General features: G+C 63.9%; 11 protein-coding genes. 5 read left to right on the top strand and 6 right to left on the bottom strand.

Features of this window, described 5'->3' with window-relative positions:
* Positions 1 to 319 precede the first annotated feature (319 nt).
* The 3 genes from ACM9LZ_RS23405 to ACM9LZ_RS23395 all read right to left on the bottom strand — a co-directional run bounded on the left by ACM9LZ_RS23405 (position 320) and on the right by ACM9LZ_RS23395 (position 5,359).
* Entirely contained in the window at positions 320 to 2,551 is a 2,232-nt protein-coding gene (locus tag ACM9LZ_RS23405; protein ID WP_416621940.1) for a TonB-dependent receptor, read from the bottom strand.
* Between the two features lie 162 nt (positions 2,552 to 2,713).
* A complete protein-coding gene (locus ACM9LZ_RS23400) occupies positions 2,714 to 4,531 on the bottom strand; it encodes a flavin-containing monooxygenase (RefSeq protein ID WP_416621939.1) in 1,818 nt (605 codons plus the stop codon).
* A gap of 180 nt (positions 4,532 to 4,711) precedes the next feature.
* Entirely contained in the window at positions 4,712 to 5,359 is a 648-nt protein-coding gene (locus ACM9LZ_RS23395) for a GntR family transcriptional regulator (protein WP_416621938.1), read from the bottom strand.
* 391 nt (positions 5,360 to 5,750) lie between these two features.
* Here ACM9LZ_RS23395 and ACM9LZ_RS23390 point away from each other — a divergent pair, with 391 nt between their 5' ends.
* The 5 genes from ACM9LZ_RS23390 to ACM9LZ_RS23370 are packed head-to-tail and all read left to right on the top strand — an operon-like array spanning position 5,751 to position 9,955.
* Positions 5,751 to 6,617 carry an alpha/beta fold hydrolase gene (locus ACM9LZ_RS23390; protein WP_416621937.1) on the top strand — a complete coding sequence of 289 codons (867 nt, stop codon included), beginning with the start codon at positions 5,751 to 5,753 and terminating at the stop codon, positions 6,615 to 6,617.
* Positions 6,618 to 6,631: 14 nt separating this feature from the next.
* Entirely contained in the window at positions 6,632 to 7,606 is a 975-nt protein-coding gene (locus tag ACM9LZ_RS23385) for a 3-carboxyethylcatechol 2,3-dioxygenase (protein WP_416621936.1), read from the top strand.
* Positions 7,607 to 7,616: 10 nt separating this feature from the next.
* The gene (gene wrbA / locus ACM9LZ_RS23380) at positions 7,617 to 8,216 is read left to right on the top strand and encodes an NAD(P)H:quinone oxidoreductase (protein WP_416621935.1); all 600 of its coding nucleotides are present in this window, start codon (positions 7,617 to 7,619) and stop codon (positions 8,214 to 8,216) included.
* Positions 8,217 to 8,269: 53 nt separating this feature from the next.
* On the top strand, positions 8,270 to 9,193 hold the full coding sequence (locus tag ACM9LZ_RS23375; RefSeq protein ID WP_416621934.1) for a VOC family protein: 924 nt from the start codon (positions 8,270 to 8,272) through the stop codon (positions 9,191 to 9,193).
* Between the two features lie 15 nt (positions 9,194 to 9,208).
* Positions 9,209 to 9,955 carry an SDR family oxidoreductase gene (locus ACM9LZ_RS23370; protein ID WP_416621933.1) on the top strand — a complete coding sequence of 249 codons (747 nt, stop codon included), beginning with the start codon at positions 9,209 to 9,211 and terminating at the stop codon, positions 9,953 to 9,955.
* Positions 9,956 to 10,198: 243 nt separating this feature from the next.
* Here ACM9LZ_RS23370 and ACM9LZ_RS23365 read toward each other — a convergent pair whose 3' ends face one another.
* Genes ACM9LZ_RS23365 through kce form a run of 3 tightly spaced genes read right to left on the bottom strand, consistent with a single transcriptional unit; the run spans position 10,199 to position 13,095 of the window.
* Entirely contained in the window at positions 10,199 to 11,356 is a 1,158-nt protein-coding gene (locus ACM9LZ_RS23365) for an alpha/beta hydrolase family protein (RefSeq protein ID WP_416621932.1), read from the bottom strand.
* 9 nt (positions 11,357 to 11,365) lie between these two features.
* Entirely contained in the window at positions 11,366 to 12,163 is a 798-nt protein-coding gene (locus ACM9LZ_RS23360) for a cyclase family protein (protein ID WP_416621931.1), read from the bottom strand.
* A 2-nt stretch (positions 12,164 to 12,165) separates the two neighbouring features.
* On the bottom strand, positions 12,166 to 13,095 hold the full coding sequence (gene kce, locus ACM9LZ_RS23355) for a 3,5-dioxohexanoate:acetyl-CoA acetone transferase (RefSeq protein ID WP_416621930.1): 930 nt from the start codon (positions 13,093 to 13,095) through the stop codon (positions 12,166 to 12,168).
* Position 13,096: the final 1 nt, after the last annotated feature.

Genomic DNA, 13,096 nt, shown 5'->3' with positions numbered 1-13,096 from the left:
TACGCCGCATGTGCGGCGCGGCGGCCGTCGCCGCCGTACCAGATCCCGGTGAGTTGCTCTCACCGGGATCTGGTATCAGCCCTCAGGACAGGAGGCCGATGGTCACGGAAAAGGCCGTCCAGGGCCGGGACCGGCGGGAGACGACGGCAAAACCAAGGCCCCTTGTGCATGCAGATATTCGGCGACCCCGCGGCCAGGGCCGCTGCGCCCGCCGATGACAAGCACATGCATCTGGTCTGGCGCCTGTTCGATTGCCTGTTTCTGTCAAAAATCACCCGCCGCGGAAAGGGGCGTTCCCGCGGCGGGCCCAAGTCGGAGATTACCAGCTTTTGGAGACCTGCAACACGAAGGTGCGGGGGGCACCGGCCAGACCGGCGGGAACCAACCCGTTGGCGGCGACAGTGATCAGGTACTGTTCATCGGCCAGGTTCTTGCCGACGACCTGGACACCCCAGCCGCCCTCGTCACTGTTCCAGCCGACCGAGGCGTTGATCAGGTCATAGGCTTTCTGGGAAAAGATATCGGCGTTGGAGGCATCGTAATAAACCTTGCTCTGCCGGAAATATTCACCGCGGATGAAGGCCGTGCCCGGCCCCACGTCGAAATTATACTGGCCATAGGTGGACAGCGAGCTTTTCGGGGCGGCATTCAGGCGGTTGCCGGTTGCGTCGAAGGTGCGGCTGGCCGCGTTGAAGCGCGGGTCCGTCGCCACGAAATTCACGAGCTGGTTGGGCACGCTGGAGGTTGGGAAGGCCCGGTACTTGGTGTCCAGGAATGACAGGTTGCCGCCCAGTTCCAGGCCGCTGACGGGCCGCGCCGTCAACTCGAATTCCACGCCGCGCACGCGGGCATTGGCGGCGTTGCGGATGGCGACCACGCCGGGCGCAATCAGCGACTGTACCTGCAAATCCTTGTAATCATAATGGAACAGGCTGGTGTTGAAGCGCAGCCGCCGGTCCAGGAGATCGCTCTTGATACCCCCTTCATAGGCCCAGATGGTTTCAGGCGCGAAGGACAGATCGGTGGCGTTGTTGGCGAAGATGCTGGTGCCGCCGCTTTTGAACCCGCGTGTGGCCGATGCGTAGAGCATGATGTCGCTCGTCACCTGGTAATCCAGGCCGAATTTCGGGGTCACGGCATCGAACTTGCGCTTCAGCTCATAGACAAAGGGAAAACCGGGGGTCGATGAACCGGTGGCCAGCGACACGCGGTCGAAATTCTGTTCGATCCGCTTGGTATCCTGGGTGAAGCGCAGGCCGGCCGTAAAGCCCAGATCATCGGTCAGCTTGTAGGTCCCCTGCGCGAAGGCCGCGAAGGAGGTGGTGAAGCTGTCCGGCTCGGTGCGGATATAGAAGGCGTTGGCCGGTGGCAGGACGGGGCTGGCATAGTTGGTAGATTGCAGCAGCGTGCTGGTCTTGTCATGAAAATAGAACAGGCCCAACACACCATTGAAGCGGTCAAAATTGCCTGTCAGGTTCAGTTCCTGGCTGAATTGCCGGGACCATTCATTCTGGTTGCTGGTCTGGGCCAGCAATTCGGTACCATCGCTGTCCACGAACAGGTTGTACCGGCTCTTGCGGAACGCGGTCAGCGACTTCACCGCCAATGCGTCCGTCAGGTCGATGTTCACCTCCTGCGCCACGCCCCACAGCTTGGTGTCGTTGGTCTGCGGTGAATCGAGCGCCACCTTGGAATAATCACCCACGATGCCGGATGCCAGCGGCGTGGGGTTGGCGCCACCGGGCCGGAAGGGCACCAGCAGGTGGCTGTAGCTGTCGAACCGTTCGTCGCTGCGGCTGTAATCGAAACGGGTGATCATCTCGACATTGTCGGCCGGCAGGAAACGTACCTGTCCGCGCAGGCCGCCACGGTTGGCATTGTTGGTGCCGGGCTGGCCAGTGGCAACGATATTGTCGATGTAATCGTCATGGCGGATATAGGTTCCGGACAGGCTGGCCTGCAGCTTCTCCTCCACCAGCGGGCCGCTGACATAGAATTGCGCCTGCCGGCGCTCATAATCGCCGACGGTCAGTTGCAGCTTGCCCGTGGCCTTGTCCGACGGCTTCTTGGAAATGATGTTGATGGTGCCGCCAACGGCGTTGCGGCCGTAAAGCGTGCCCTGGGGCCCGCGCAGCACCTCCACGCGCTGGATATCCACGAAATCCTGAAACTGGCCGAAGGCGCGGGCGATATAGACCCCGTCGATCTGCGTCGTCACGCTGGGGTCGGAACCGCCGAAAACGTTGGAACTGCCGATGCCGCGCATATAGATGACGGCGCTGGCCGTCACCTGCGCCACCGACAGGTTGGGTGTGACGGCCACCAGATCCTTGACGTTCAGGACCAGCGAACTGTCCAGCTTGTCGGCTGAAAAGGCGCTGATGGCCAGTGGCGTCCGCTGCATGGTCGTCTCGCCCGCCTTGGTGGCGGTGACGATGATCTCATCCAGCACGTCGCCGGCCTGGGCGACCTGCGTTTCCTGTGCCTGGACCAGTGTTGGCATCAGCAGGGCCAACGCGCAGACAGCACCCCTCATTCCTTGATGGGCCATCGACTTCCTCCTCCCCAATTTTGATTATTGTCGGTACGGCAGCGCCCCCGATTGCAGGGGTCTGTTCTTCATTTCGGGATCATGCCCGCAGGCGCTCGCCGCCTGTCGCGGGCGTCAGGCCTTCCGGGACCCGCCCCGGGTGGGCGGGTCCCTGCCCTGCGGTTACGGCGCGGTGCGGCCCAGGGGACGGATATCCATGTCCACAGCCAGCCGCTCCGCCCGCCAGCCGGTGATGACGGCCTCATATTCCAGCGGGCCGCCGCCATAGGTGCCGCCGACATAGGTCGGCCGGTCCTTGAAGGCACCCTCGTTGTTCAGGAAGCCGGGTGTGCATTCCTCATAGAAATGCTCATGGTCGACATGTTTGGCCTCCACCTGTTCCAGCCAGCGCTCCTCGGCCTCCGGCGTCGGTTCCAGGGCGGCGACGCCGTTGCGCAGGCCGTAATGAATGATCTCGGCGGCATGGGTGGCCTGGATGTCCAGCGTATGGGTGAAGTTGAAGGCCGTGGTACCCTGTTCCGCACCGCCCACCACATGGAAATTGGGGAAACCGCTGAACATCGTGCCGTGCAGGCAGCGCAGGCCGCCCTGCCATTTGTCCTGGATGGACCGTCCCCCACGTCCCACCACCTGATAGCCGCCAACCTTGTGTGCCGGTGCGCCGACATCGAAACCGGTGGCGAAGATCACGCAATCGACGGGATATTCGCGGCCATCGACGCAGACCCCGGTCGGGGTCATCGCCTCCACCCCGCGCCCGCCGGTATCCACCAGGGTGACATTGGGCCGCTGGAAGGCCGGCAGGTAATCGTCACTGAACAAGGGCCGCTTGCACAGGAAATTGTACCAGGGCTTCAGCGCCTCCGCGGTCTCACCCTCGCCAAGGGTGGCGGTCACACGGGCGCGGATCTGCTCCATCTTCTCGAAATCGGCCTGTTGCATGGCCTGCGGCGGGGACAGCCTGCCCTGGCCCTGCGCCATCAGGGCGCCCATGCGCTCCCAAAGGTCGGTCCAATGATCGCCCACCAGATTTTCCGCCTGCGGCCGGCCGTTCAGGATGGACAGGAAATTTTCCATCCGGCGCCGCTGCCAGCCCTTGGGCTGGGCTTGAAGCCAGGCCGCATCGGTCGGCCTGTTGTTGCGCACTTCGATGGCCGAGGGCGTGCGCTGGAACACCAGCAATTGCATGGCATGCTCGGCCAGGCGCGGCACGATCTGCACCGCCGTGGCGCCCGTGCCGATGATGGCCACGCGCTTGTCGGCCAGCTTGACCTGTCCGCCCGACGCATCGCCGCCGGTATAATCGTAATCCCAGCGGCTGGAATGGAAAATCCGGCCCTTGAAGCTTCTGATGCCCGGAATGCCCGGCAGCTTCACCTTGGCCAGCGGGCCCTGGCTGACGGACACGAAACGGGCACGGATGCGGTCGCCGCGGTCGGTCGTCACGGTCCAGCGGGCTGCCGCCTCGTCCCATTCCAGGCGCTCCACCTTGGTCTGGAACAGGGCATGGTCGTAAAGGCCATAATGCCGGCCGACGGCCTGTGCATGGGCGAAAATCTCCGCGCCCGTGGCGTACTTCTCCGTCGGAACGGTTCCCACCTCTTCCAGCAGCGGCATATAGATATAGGCCTCGATATCGCAGCGGACGCCGGGATAGCGGTTCCAGTACCAGGTGCCACCGAAATCCCCCGCCTGTTCCACGATGCGAAAGGAACGGATGCCCCGGTCGCACAGCTTGGCCGCCGTCAGCAGGCCACCGAAGCCGCCGCCGACCACCAGCACGTCCACATCCTCGGTCACCGCGTCGCGGGTGAAGCCGGGAGCGACATAGGGGTCGTCGGTGAAATGGTTGAATTCACCGGTTGCGTCGAGATACTGGCCTGCCCCGTCGCGGCGCAGGCGCTTGTCCCGTTCGGCTCGATACTTGGCCCGCAGGGCATCGGCATCATAGGCCGGCCCCTGGAAAGGATGATCTTGCATGTGGCGCACTCCCCGTGCCGGTCCGCCTCTGCCATCGGCCGGCTTTCCGTATCAGGACCGGTTGCCCCGACCCTTCGTTACGCGGCGCCGGTGGTCTTGCATCCCCCTACCGGTCCCCGTGGAGTTAATGTCGCACATCACAAACTGGCATGCAAGCATGTCAGTTCACAAAACGAATGGTTATCGCCCTTTCGATCGCAGGCCTGCCGCCACGGCCGATGCCACGCCGGCAATGTGGCTTTCCGACAAGGTGCGGGCGCGTGAAGGCGATTTCGATGCGATGGCCTCGATGATTTCCTCATGCTCCTGCGCGGCACCGCCCATGAAGGCGGAAAAGCCGATGGCCTGGTTGATGAAGAAATCCGACATGTTGAAATTGCTGCTCTGCCGCTCGTCCACGAAGGGGGACTGTGCCATGTCGTGGATCAACTGGTGAAAGGCCCGGTTCAGTTCCAGATAGGCCTGGGCCGCCTCCGGCTGCGCAAAGTCGATGGCACCGATGCGGGCCTGGATGCCACGCAGTTCCTTCAACTGCGCTTCCGTCCGGCGGGCTGCCGCCAGTTCGGCCAGCAACCCCTCCATCCGCTCGAACATCAGGTAGAAATCCGCGATCTGATTGTGATCCGGGCTGATCACCTCGCACCCCACCTGGGGAATGATCCGCACGAATCCTTCCGCCGACAGGCGGTTCAGCGCGGCCATGATCGGCTGACGGCTGGCGCCCGTGTCTGCGGCAACTTCCTTCACCGACAGTTTCTGGCCGAACCTGTAATCTGCCCCGACCAGCCGGCCGACCAGCAGTTCATAGACTTCGTCCTTCTTGTTCACGATCAAATCCCCTCAACAGGCGCCTCCTTAAATCCGTATCAAGCCAGAGTGCTAGGATGCAACATTGAAATGGCTGCCTGACGGAAAAGCCAGATTCGGTTACGATTTGCTCTTCCATTCCTCGCGCCATGGCGCGAGGAAGCCCTGGCCCTGTGCGCCTGGCAGGCGGGATAGGGGCGTCAGACCCGATAGCCGTGATGCCAACCCTTTGCCCCGCATCCGGCACCAGCGACACAAATTCTCTCTATCATATTGATAAATATAATGGAGATTCAATGATGTCTCTCGCGAGAAATGCCTTTTCGACCGAGGCTGAAAAACGCGCGTGACAAGCGCGCTCAAAACTTACATGCTAGCGTGTAACAAATATGGAAAGAGGGGGAGGCACAACATGCATCTTTGGCCCGAGATTGCCCGTGGCGCCATCCGCCTGGGCTATGTCCAGGCGGGACCGATCCGCACGCGCTATGTGGAGGCGGGGGATACCGGCGCTGACGAGGCGGTGGTCTTCATCCCCGGCACGGGCGGGCATCTGGAGGCGTTCACGCGCAACCTGCTGCCCCATGCCGAACATTACCGGACCATCGCGCTGGACATGATCGGCCATGGCTATTCCGACAAGCCCGACCATGATTACGAGATCCGGCACTATGTGCAGCATCTGCTGGATTTCTGCGACGCGCTGGGGCTGGCGCGCATCCATGTGCATGGGGAATCGCTGGGCGGCTGGATTGCGGCACAGTTTGCCATCGATCATCCCGACCGTGTGGCGACGCTGACGCTGAACACAGCCGGTGGCCTGAACACCGATCCGGCCGTGATGACCCGCGTCTACAACGTCACCATGAAGGCCGTGGCGGAAGCCAGCCCCGCCACCGTGCGCGCCCGGCTGGAATGGCTTATGCACAAGCCGGAGCGCGTGACCGACGATCTGGTGGAATTGCGCCTGGCCATCTACACCCAGCCCGGCTTCCTGCGCGCCATGGAACATATCTTGTGCTTGCAGAACATGGATATCCGCATGCGCAACGTGCTGACGGATGAAAGCCTGGCGGGCGTGACGGCGCCGACCCTGGTCATCTGGACCGACCATGATCCCACCGCACCCGTCGCGACAGGCGAGCGTTTCGCCCGGGCCATTCCCGACGCGCGGCTGGTGATCATGGATGATTGCGCCCACTGGCCGCAGTGGGAAAAGGCGGATGAGTTCAACCGCCTGCATCTGGCGTTCCTGGCCGAACATGCGCCGGCCGCCTGAAACGGGGAACAACCATGCCATCGCCATTTGCCGAAGCGCGCATGATCTGCGCCTCGCACACGCCTCTCATGGACCATGTGGATGCCGATCCGCTGGTGGATGCCGAGGTCCGGCAGCATTTCGCCCGCCTGGCCGAACAGGTCGCGGTGTTTGATCCGGAACTGATCGTCGAGTTCGCGCCCGACCATTTCAAGGGCTTCTTCTATGACATGATGCCGCCCTTCACCGTCGGCATCCGCGCCACCGCCATCGGCGATTATGATATCGGGGTGCCGGGCGACCGGTTCGACATTCCCGAGGAACTGGCGCTGGATTGTGTGCGGAACCTTTATGCCGCCGATGTCGATGCCGCCCTGTCCTATCGTGCGCAGCTTGACCATGGCTTCGCGCAATTGCTGGTGCTGCTGACGGGCAGCGTGGGCCGCTATCCCGTGCTGCCCATCCACATCAATTGCGCCGGCACACCCCTGCCTTCCTTCAGACAGGTGCGGCGGCTGGGCGACGGGGTCGGCCGCTGGCTGGCGGGCCTGAACAAGCGGGTGCTGATCCTGGGATCGGGCGGACTGTCGCACGACCCGCCGATCCCCACCATTGCCACGGCCCCGCCGCCGGTGGCGGAAATGCTGATCGCCGGCCGCAACCCGCCGATGGAGGCGCGCCGCGCCCGCGAGCAGGCCAATTACGAGACCGCCCGCAAGCTGGCACGGGGCGAAGGCCATGCCACACCGCTGAATGCCGCCTGGGACCGTTCCTTCATGGCGCAGATGGCGGCGCTGGATTTCGACAGCATCACCGCACTGGCGGAAGGGGAACTGACGCAACTGGCCGGCTGCGGCGGGCACGAGGTGCGCAACTGGGTCGCGGCCTATGCGGCCATGGCGGCGCTGGGCCCCTTCACCCATCAGGACATCTTCTACCGCGACATCCCGCAATGGAACGCCGGCATGGGCATCGCCGCGGCCCGGCGCCCGAGCGGACATCAAGCTTAAGGATCAAGCAATGACCAAGGTTCTCGTTCTTTACTATTCCGCCTATGGCCATATGGAAATCCTGGCCGATGCCATTGCGGAGGGCGCGCGCAGGGCCGGTGCCGACGCCGTGGTCAAGCGCGTTCCCGAAACGGCACCGGAGGATGTGGCCAAGGCCGCCCATTTCAAGCTGGACCAGAAGGCGCCCGTCGCCACGGTGGAAGAACTGGGCGATTACGATGCCATCATCGTCGGTTCCCCCACCCGTTTCGGCCGTATCGCCAGCCAGATGGCCGCCTTCTGGGACCGGACGGGGCCGCTCTGGTATCAGGGCGCCCTGCGCGGCAAGATCGGTGCCGCCTTCACCTCCGCCGCAACCCAGCATGGTGGGCAGGAGACGACGCTCTTCTCCATGATCACCAATCTGCTGCATCATGGCATGGTGGTGTGCGGCCTGCCCTATTCGTTCCAGGGCCAGATGCGCATCGATGAGGTGACGGGCGGCTCGCCTTACGGCGCCAGCACCGTCAGCGGCATGAAGGGCGAGCGCCTTCCCTCGGAAAACGAGCTGGAAGGGGCCCGCCACCAGGGGGAGACGGTTGCCCGGCTGGCAGGCCGGCTCAGTGCCTGATGCCAATGGAAGATGGTGCCGGAACAACAAGAAGAACGGGAGGACAGAACGAGATGATCAGGTCGCTGCAATATATGGCCCTGGGTGTGCCGGACCTGGCGCCGGGCGCCGATTTCTATGAAACCTTCGGTCTGTCGGTCGAGAACCGCGCCGACCATCTGGCCTTCCGCTGCAAGGGGCGTGACCAGGACCAGATCGTGCTGGTGGAAACCGGCAAGTCCCGCCGGTTCCACCATATCTCCTTCGGGGCTGATGCGGCCGGGCTCGACGCGGTTGCCAACCGGTTGAAGGCCCGTGGCGGCGCGTTGCTGCCCCGCCCGTTTGCCGGCGCACCGGACGGGCTGTGGTTTCACGATCCCGACGGGCATCTGGTGAATGTGCAAGTGGCCGAAGCGGCCCCCCAGACCCCGGAACCGGCGATCCTGGTCAACAGCCCCGGCCTGACCCCGCGTTCGGGCGTGCGCGGCTGTCCCACCCGCGCCCTGCCCACCAACCCGCGGCGGCTGGGCCATCTGATCCTGTTCACGCCCAATGTCCCGCGGAAGATGAATTTCTATCGCGAGGTGCTGGGCATGAAAGTGTCGGACACGTTGCAGGACGAATATGGCGCCTTCCTGCGCCTGTCCGGCGACAGCGACCATCATGTCATCGGCTTTCTGAACTCCCCTGCCCCCGGCTTCCACCATGCCAGCTTCGAGATGGCATCCATCGACGAGGCGGAACTGGCGGCCGGCAAGCTGTTCGCCAAGGGTTACAAGCATGCCTGGGGGCCGGGGCGCCATGCCATCGGGTCCAACTATTTCCACTATTTCCGCGATCCGTGGAACGGCATGTGCGAATATTATTATGACATGGACCATATCCCGGCGCAGTGCGATTGGGAGGCCATCGACTGGACCAAGAAGGACGGCATGTTCATCTGGTCCGCCGATGGCCCGCCGCCCCCCGATTTCGGCCGCAATTACGAAATCGATTGAGGAAGGGGCCACATCATGGATTTGGGACTGAAGGGCAGGAATGCCATCATCTGTGCCGCCAGCCAGGGGCTGGGCCGGGCCTGTGCCATGGCGCTGGCACGTGAGGGCGCCAATGTCGTCATCAATGGCCGGTCGCAGGAAACGCTGCTGGCCACGGCCGCCGACATCAGGCGTGAGGCGCCCGATGTGACCGTCACCCCCGTGGCGGGCGACGTCACAGAGCCGGCCGTGCGGGCCGCCCTGGTCGCGGCGTCGCCGCAGGTGGACATCCTGGTCAACAATAATGGCGGACCGCCACCCGGCGATTTCCGCGATTGGGACCGCGATGCCTGGATCAGGGCGCTGGATGCCAACCTGCTGACCGCGGTGGAACTGATCCGCATGACGGTCGATGGAATGGGGGAGCGTGGTTTCGGCCGCATCGTCAACATCACCTCGTCCGCCGTCCGCGTCCCCATCCCCGTGATCGGCCTGTCGAATGCCGCACGGTCGGCTTTGACGGGCTTCGTGCTGGGGCTGGTGCCGACCGTGTCGGGCAAGGGGGTGACCATCAACAACCTGCTGCCGGGCCCGTTCGACACCAACCGGCTGCGGCAATCCAAGGCGATCACGCAACATCTGACAAAGAACAATGTGGCCGGCCGTGTCGGCGATCCTGAGGAAATGGGCGCCATGTGCGCCTTCCTGTGCGGTCGCTATGCCGGCTACATCAACGGTCAGAACATCCAGATGGATGGCGGCCTCTATCCTGGAAATTTCTGACGGGCGGGGGGCAATCCCACCCCGACTGCGGCGTCCGCCTCCCCCGGGGGCGGACGCCTTTTTTGTAACTTCGGGGTGCCGCGCGAATGGCCGTGAAGGGGCATGCCCTTCTGTTGGAGAAATCCGGCTCAGCGTCGCCTGATCGACGGATCATGCCGGAACCGGTCCGAGGGGGTCTTGCGGCAGTGCCCTGACGGAGCTGTCGGGCGGCTGGCCGTCTTGTCCCTGCGAACCCGGTTCTGTTCATGACCCCGGCGCCATCCCGGCGAAGCGGTCGGCCACCCAGTCGGCGATATAGCTGCGCACCGGTTCCATGTTGTCGGCGCTGACATGTTCCACCCCGCCCTCGCGGTCGGTGAAGAATTTCAGCTCGCACCGGGGGCTGTTGACTGCCTCATCATGGCTTTGATGGGCATATTCGGCCGGGATCTGCCGGTCCCCGGCGCCGTGGGTGATCAGGAAAGGGACCGTCATGTTCGCGATATGCCCGCGCAACGTCACACGCGGCACGAACTCCATGAATTCATCCAGGCTGTCCTTGCCCCAGACCCACATGACATGGTCCCAGTAATGGGGCACGGGCCGGTCGCCCTCCCGCGCCATGCGGCGGCGCTGCAATTCACCCCAATCATGGTTGGCGCCCCAGGCCACGCACAGCTTGAACCGCTTTTCATAGCAGGCGGCACGCGGCGCGTAATAGCCGCCCAACGACCAGCCTATCATGCCGATGCGGCTGGCATCCACATCCGCGCGCGTCTCCAGATAATCCACGGCGGCCCCGGCCCAGCGCTCGGCCTCCACGATGGCGGGCAGCCCGTTCAGGCGCAGTGCCTCCCCCACGCCGGGTTGGTCGACCATCAGGACGGAGATGCCGCGCACCGCGAAACTGTCGCGGACGGACAGGTAGATCATCTCCTTCACGCTATCCAGCCCATTGCAGAACACCATGCAGGGGCGCGGCCCCTCCCCCTGGCCCGGCACGAACAGGGCGGGAAAGCTGCTGTCGCCATAGGGGATGTCCACCCGCTGGCAATTCAGGCCGCCGACGGAGATCGCCCGCCCCATCGTGTCCAGCATGCGGCGGTACATGGCCTGGCGCGGGGCGTAATGCCGGCTCTGCATGCGTTCGGCCGTCATGTAATAGGCCGTGGCGCGGCAATATTTCTCGGCCGCCGACAAGGGATGGCCAGCCTTTTCAGCCTCCTCCCCCAGGGCGTATACGCGGTCGGCCATGGCGCCCCAGCTTTCGAAGAAGGCTTCGGTACCCTTGTCCTCTCCCTCAGCGGCGATGGCGCGGACCTGGGCGTTGGCCTGGTCCATTTCCCCCATGGCGCCGCCCATGGCGATGCAGATATTGACCGACAGGTTCCAGACATAGTTACCGGGAAACGGCTCGTACATGACGGGTCCTTATTGTTTTGGGGCGGCCGGCGCGTCGTCGATGATGGCGACGGCGCGCGTCCAGCCGGCGGACGCGGCGCGGATTTTCATGGGGAAGCAGGCGATGGTGAAGCCGGTCGGCGGCAAGGCTTCCAGATTATGCAGCTTTTCCAGGTGGCAATAGCCGATATCGCGCCCGGCCTTGTGCCCTTCCCAGATGATGGACGGGTCGCGGTTGGCCAGATAGCGCTCGCGCGTGTGGATGAAGGGGGCATCCCAGCTCCACCCGTCCGTGCCGGTCAGGCGCACGCCGCGTTCCAGCAGGTACATCGTCGCCTCGTACCCCATGCCGCAACCGGTGGTGACATAATCGTCATGGCCATAGCGGGCACCGGCCGCCGTGTTCACCACCACGATTTCGAGCGGCGACAGAACATGGCCGATGCGGGCCAGTTCCGCCTCCACATCCGCCGCCGTGACGACATACCCATCGGGGAAGTGCCGGAAATCCAGCTTCACTCCCGGCTGGAAACACCAGTCCAGGGGCACCTCATCGATGGTGATGGCCCGCTCGCCGCCATTCATGGTGGATGCGTAATGGTAGGGCGCATCCAGATGCGTGCCATTATGGGTGATCAGGGTGATCCGCTCGATGGCCCAGGCTTCCCCATCGGGCAGGTCACCGGCCTTCAGGCCGGGAAAGAAACCGGCCAGATCGGGCACGGATTGTTTGTGGTCGATATACTCGATCACCGGCTTGAACATTGGCGGATCGGAAACGACGTCGTTTTCCAGATAGATGGACAGGTCGATGATGCGTCTGGCCATGGTCAGAACTCCACCCTGTCGCCGCCCTTCAGGGCCAGCATCTGCCGCGCCTCTGCCGGCGTGGCTGGTTCCAGGCCCATTTCGGCCAGGATGCGCACGATCTTTTCCACCTGTTGGGCATTGGACATGGCCAGTTGCCCGCGCTCGATGAACAGGCTGTCCTCCAGCCCCACGCGCACCTGCCCGCCCAGCAGGGCCGCCTGGGTCAGGAACGGCATCTGGTGCCGCCCGGCCGCCAGCACCGACCAGCGGTAATTCTCCTCCCCGAACAGCCGGTCGGCTGTACGCTTCATGAAGACCAGATTGTCCAGGTCGGGTCCGATGCCGCCCAGCACGCCGAAGATCATCTGAACGAAGAAGGGCGGCTTCACCAACCCCCGGTCCACGAAATGGGCCAGATTGTAGAGATGCCCGACATCGTAGCATTCATGTTCGAACCGGGTGCCCGCCTCCCCCAGCGTTTCCAGGATGCTGGCAATGTCGCGGAAAGTGTTGCGGAAGATGTAATCGTCGGAATTGACGACGTAATCCCGCTCCCAGCCGTATTTCCACGTCTCGATGCGCCGGGCTGCCGGGAAGAAGGCGAAATTCATCGACCCCATGTTCAGCGAACACATTTCCGGGCGGAAGCGCCGGGCCGCCGCCAGCCGGTCGGCCAGCGACATGGTGGCCGCCCCGCCCGTCGTGATGTTGATCACGGCGTCCGTCGCCTGCCGGATCACGGGCAGGAAGCGGGCATAGATGTCGGGATCGCCCGTCGGGCGCCCATCCTCGGGCACGCGGGCATGCAGGTGCAGGATGGAGGCCCCGGCCTTGGCAGCGTCGATGGCCTGTTCCGCGATTTCCGCCGGGGTGACGGGCAGCGCGTCCGACATGGTCGGCGTGTGGGCCGATCCGGTGACGGCGCAACTGATGATGACCTTGTTCTTCATG

It is taken from the genome of Niveispirillum fermenti (assembly GCF_048066175.1).
Classification (GTDB): domain Bacteria; phylum Pseudomonadota; class Alphaproteobacteria; order Azospirillales; family Azospirillaceae; genus Niveispirillum; species Niveispirillum fermenti.
Note: the sequence above shows the minus strand (reverse complement) of the source record. Positions and strands in the feature narration are given on the sequence as shown.

Excerpts from the sequence above, each read along its gene's own strand:
- ACM9LZ_RS23375 (WP_416621934.1), top strand. The coding sequence starts at position 8,270 with ATGATCAGGTCGCTGCAATATATGGCCCTGGGTGTGCCGGACCTGGCG.
- wrbA (WP_416621935.1), top strand. The coding sequence starts at position 7,617 with ATGACCAAGGTTCTCGTTCTTTACTATTCCGCCTATGGCCATATGGAA.
- ACM9LZ_RS23365 (WP_416621932.1), bottom strand. The coding sequence starts at position 11,356 with ATGTACGAGCCGTTTCCCGGTAACTATGTCTGGAACCTGTCGGTCAAT.
- ACM9LZ_RS23400 (WP_416621939.1), bottom strand. The coding sequence starts at position 4,531 with ATGCAAGATCATCCTTTCCAGGGGCCGGCCTATGATGCCGATGCCCTG.
- ACM9LZ_RS23370 (WP_416621933.1), top strand. The coding sequence starts at position 9,209 with ATGGATTTGGGACTGAAGGGCAGGAATGCCATCATCTGTGCCGCCAGC.
- ACM9LZ_RS23390 (WP_416621937.1), top strand. The coding sequence starts at position 5,751 with ATGCATCTTTGGCCCGAGATTGCCCGTGGCGCCATCCGCCTGGGCTAT.
- kce (WP_416621930.1), bottom strand. The coding sequence starts at position 13,095 with ATGAAGAACAAGGTCATCATCAGTTGCGCCGTCACCGGATCGGCCCAC.
- ACM9LZ_RS23385 (WP_416621936.1), top strand. The coding sequence starts at position 6,632 with ATGCCATCGCCATTTGCCGAAGCGCGCATGATCTGCGCCTCGCACACG.
- ACM9LZ_RS23360 (WP_416621931.1), bottom strand. The coding sequence starts at position 12,163 with ATGGCCAGACGCATCATCGACCTGTCCATCTATCTGGAAAACGACGTC.
- ACM9LZ_RS23405 (WP_416621940.1), bottom strand. The coding sequence starts at position 2,551 with ATGGCCCATCAAGGAATGAGGGGTGCTGTCTGCGCGTTGGCCCTGCTG.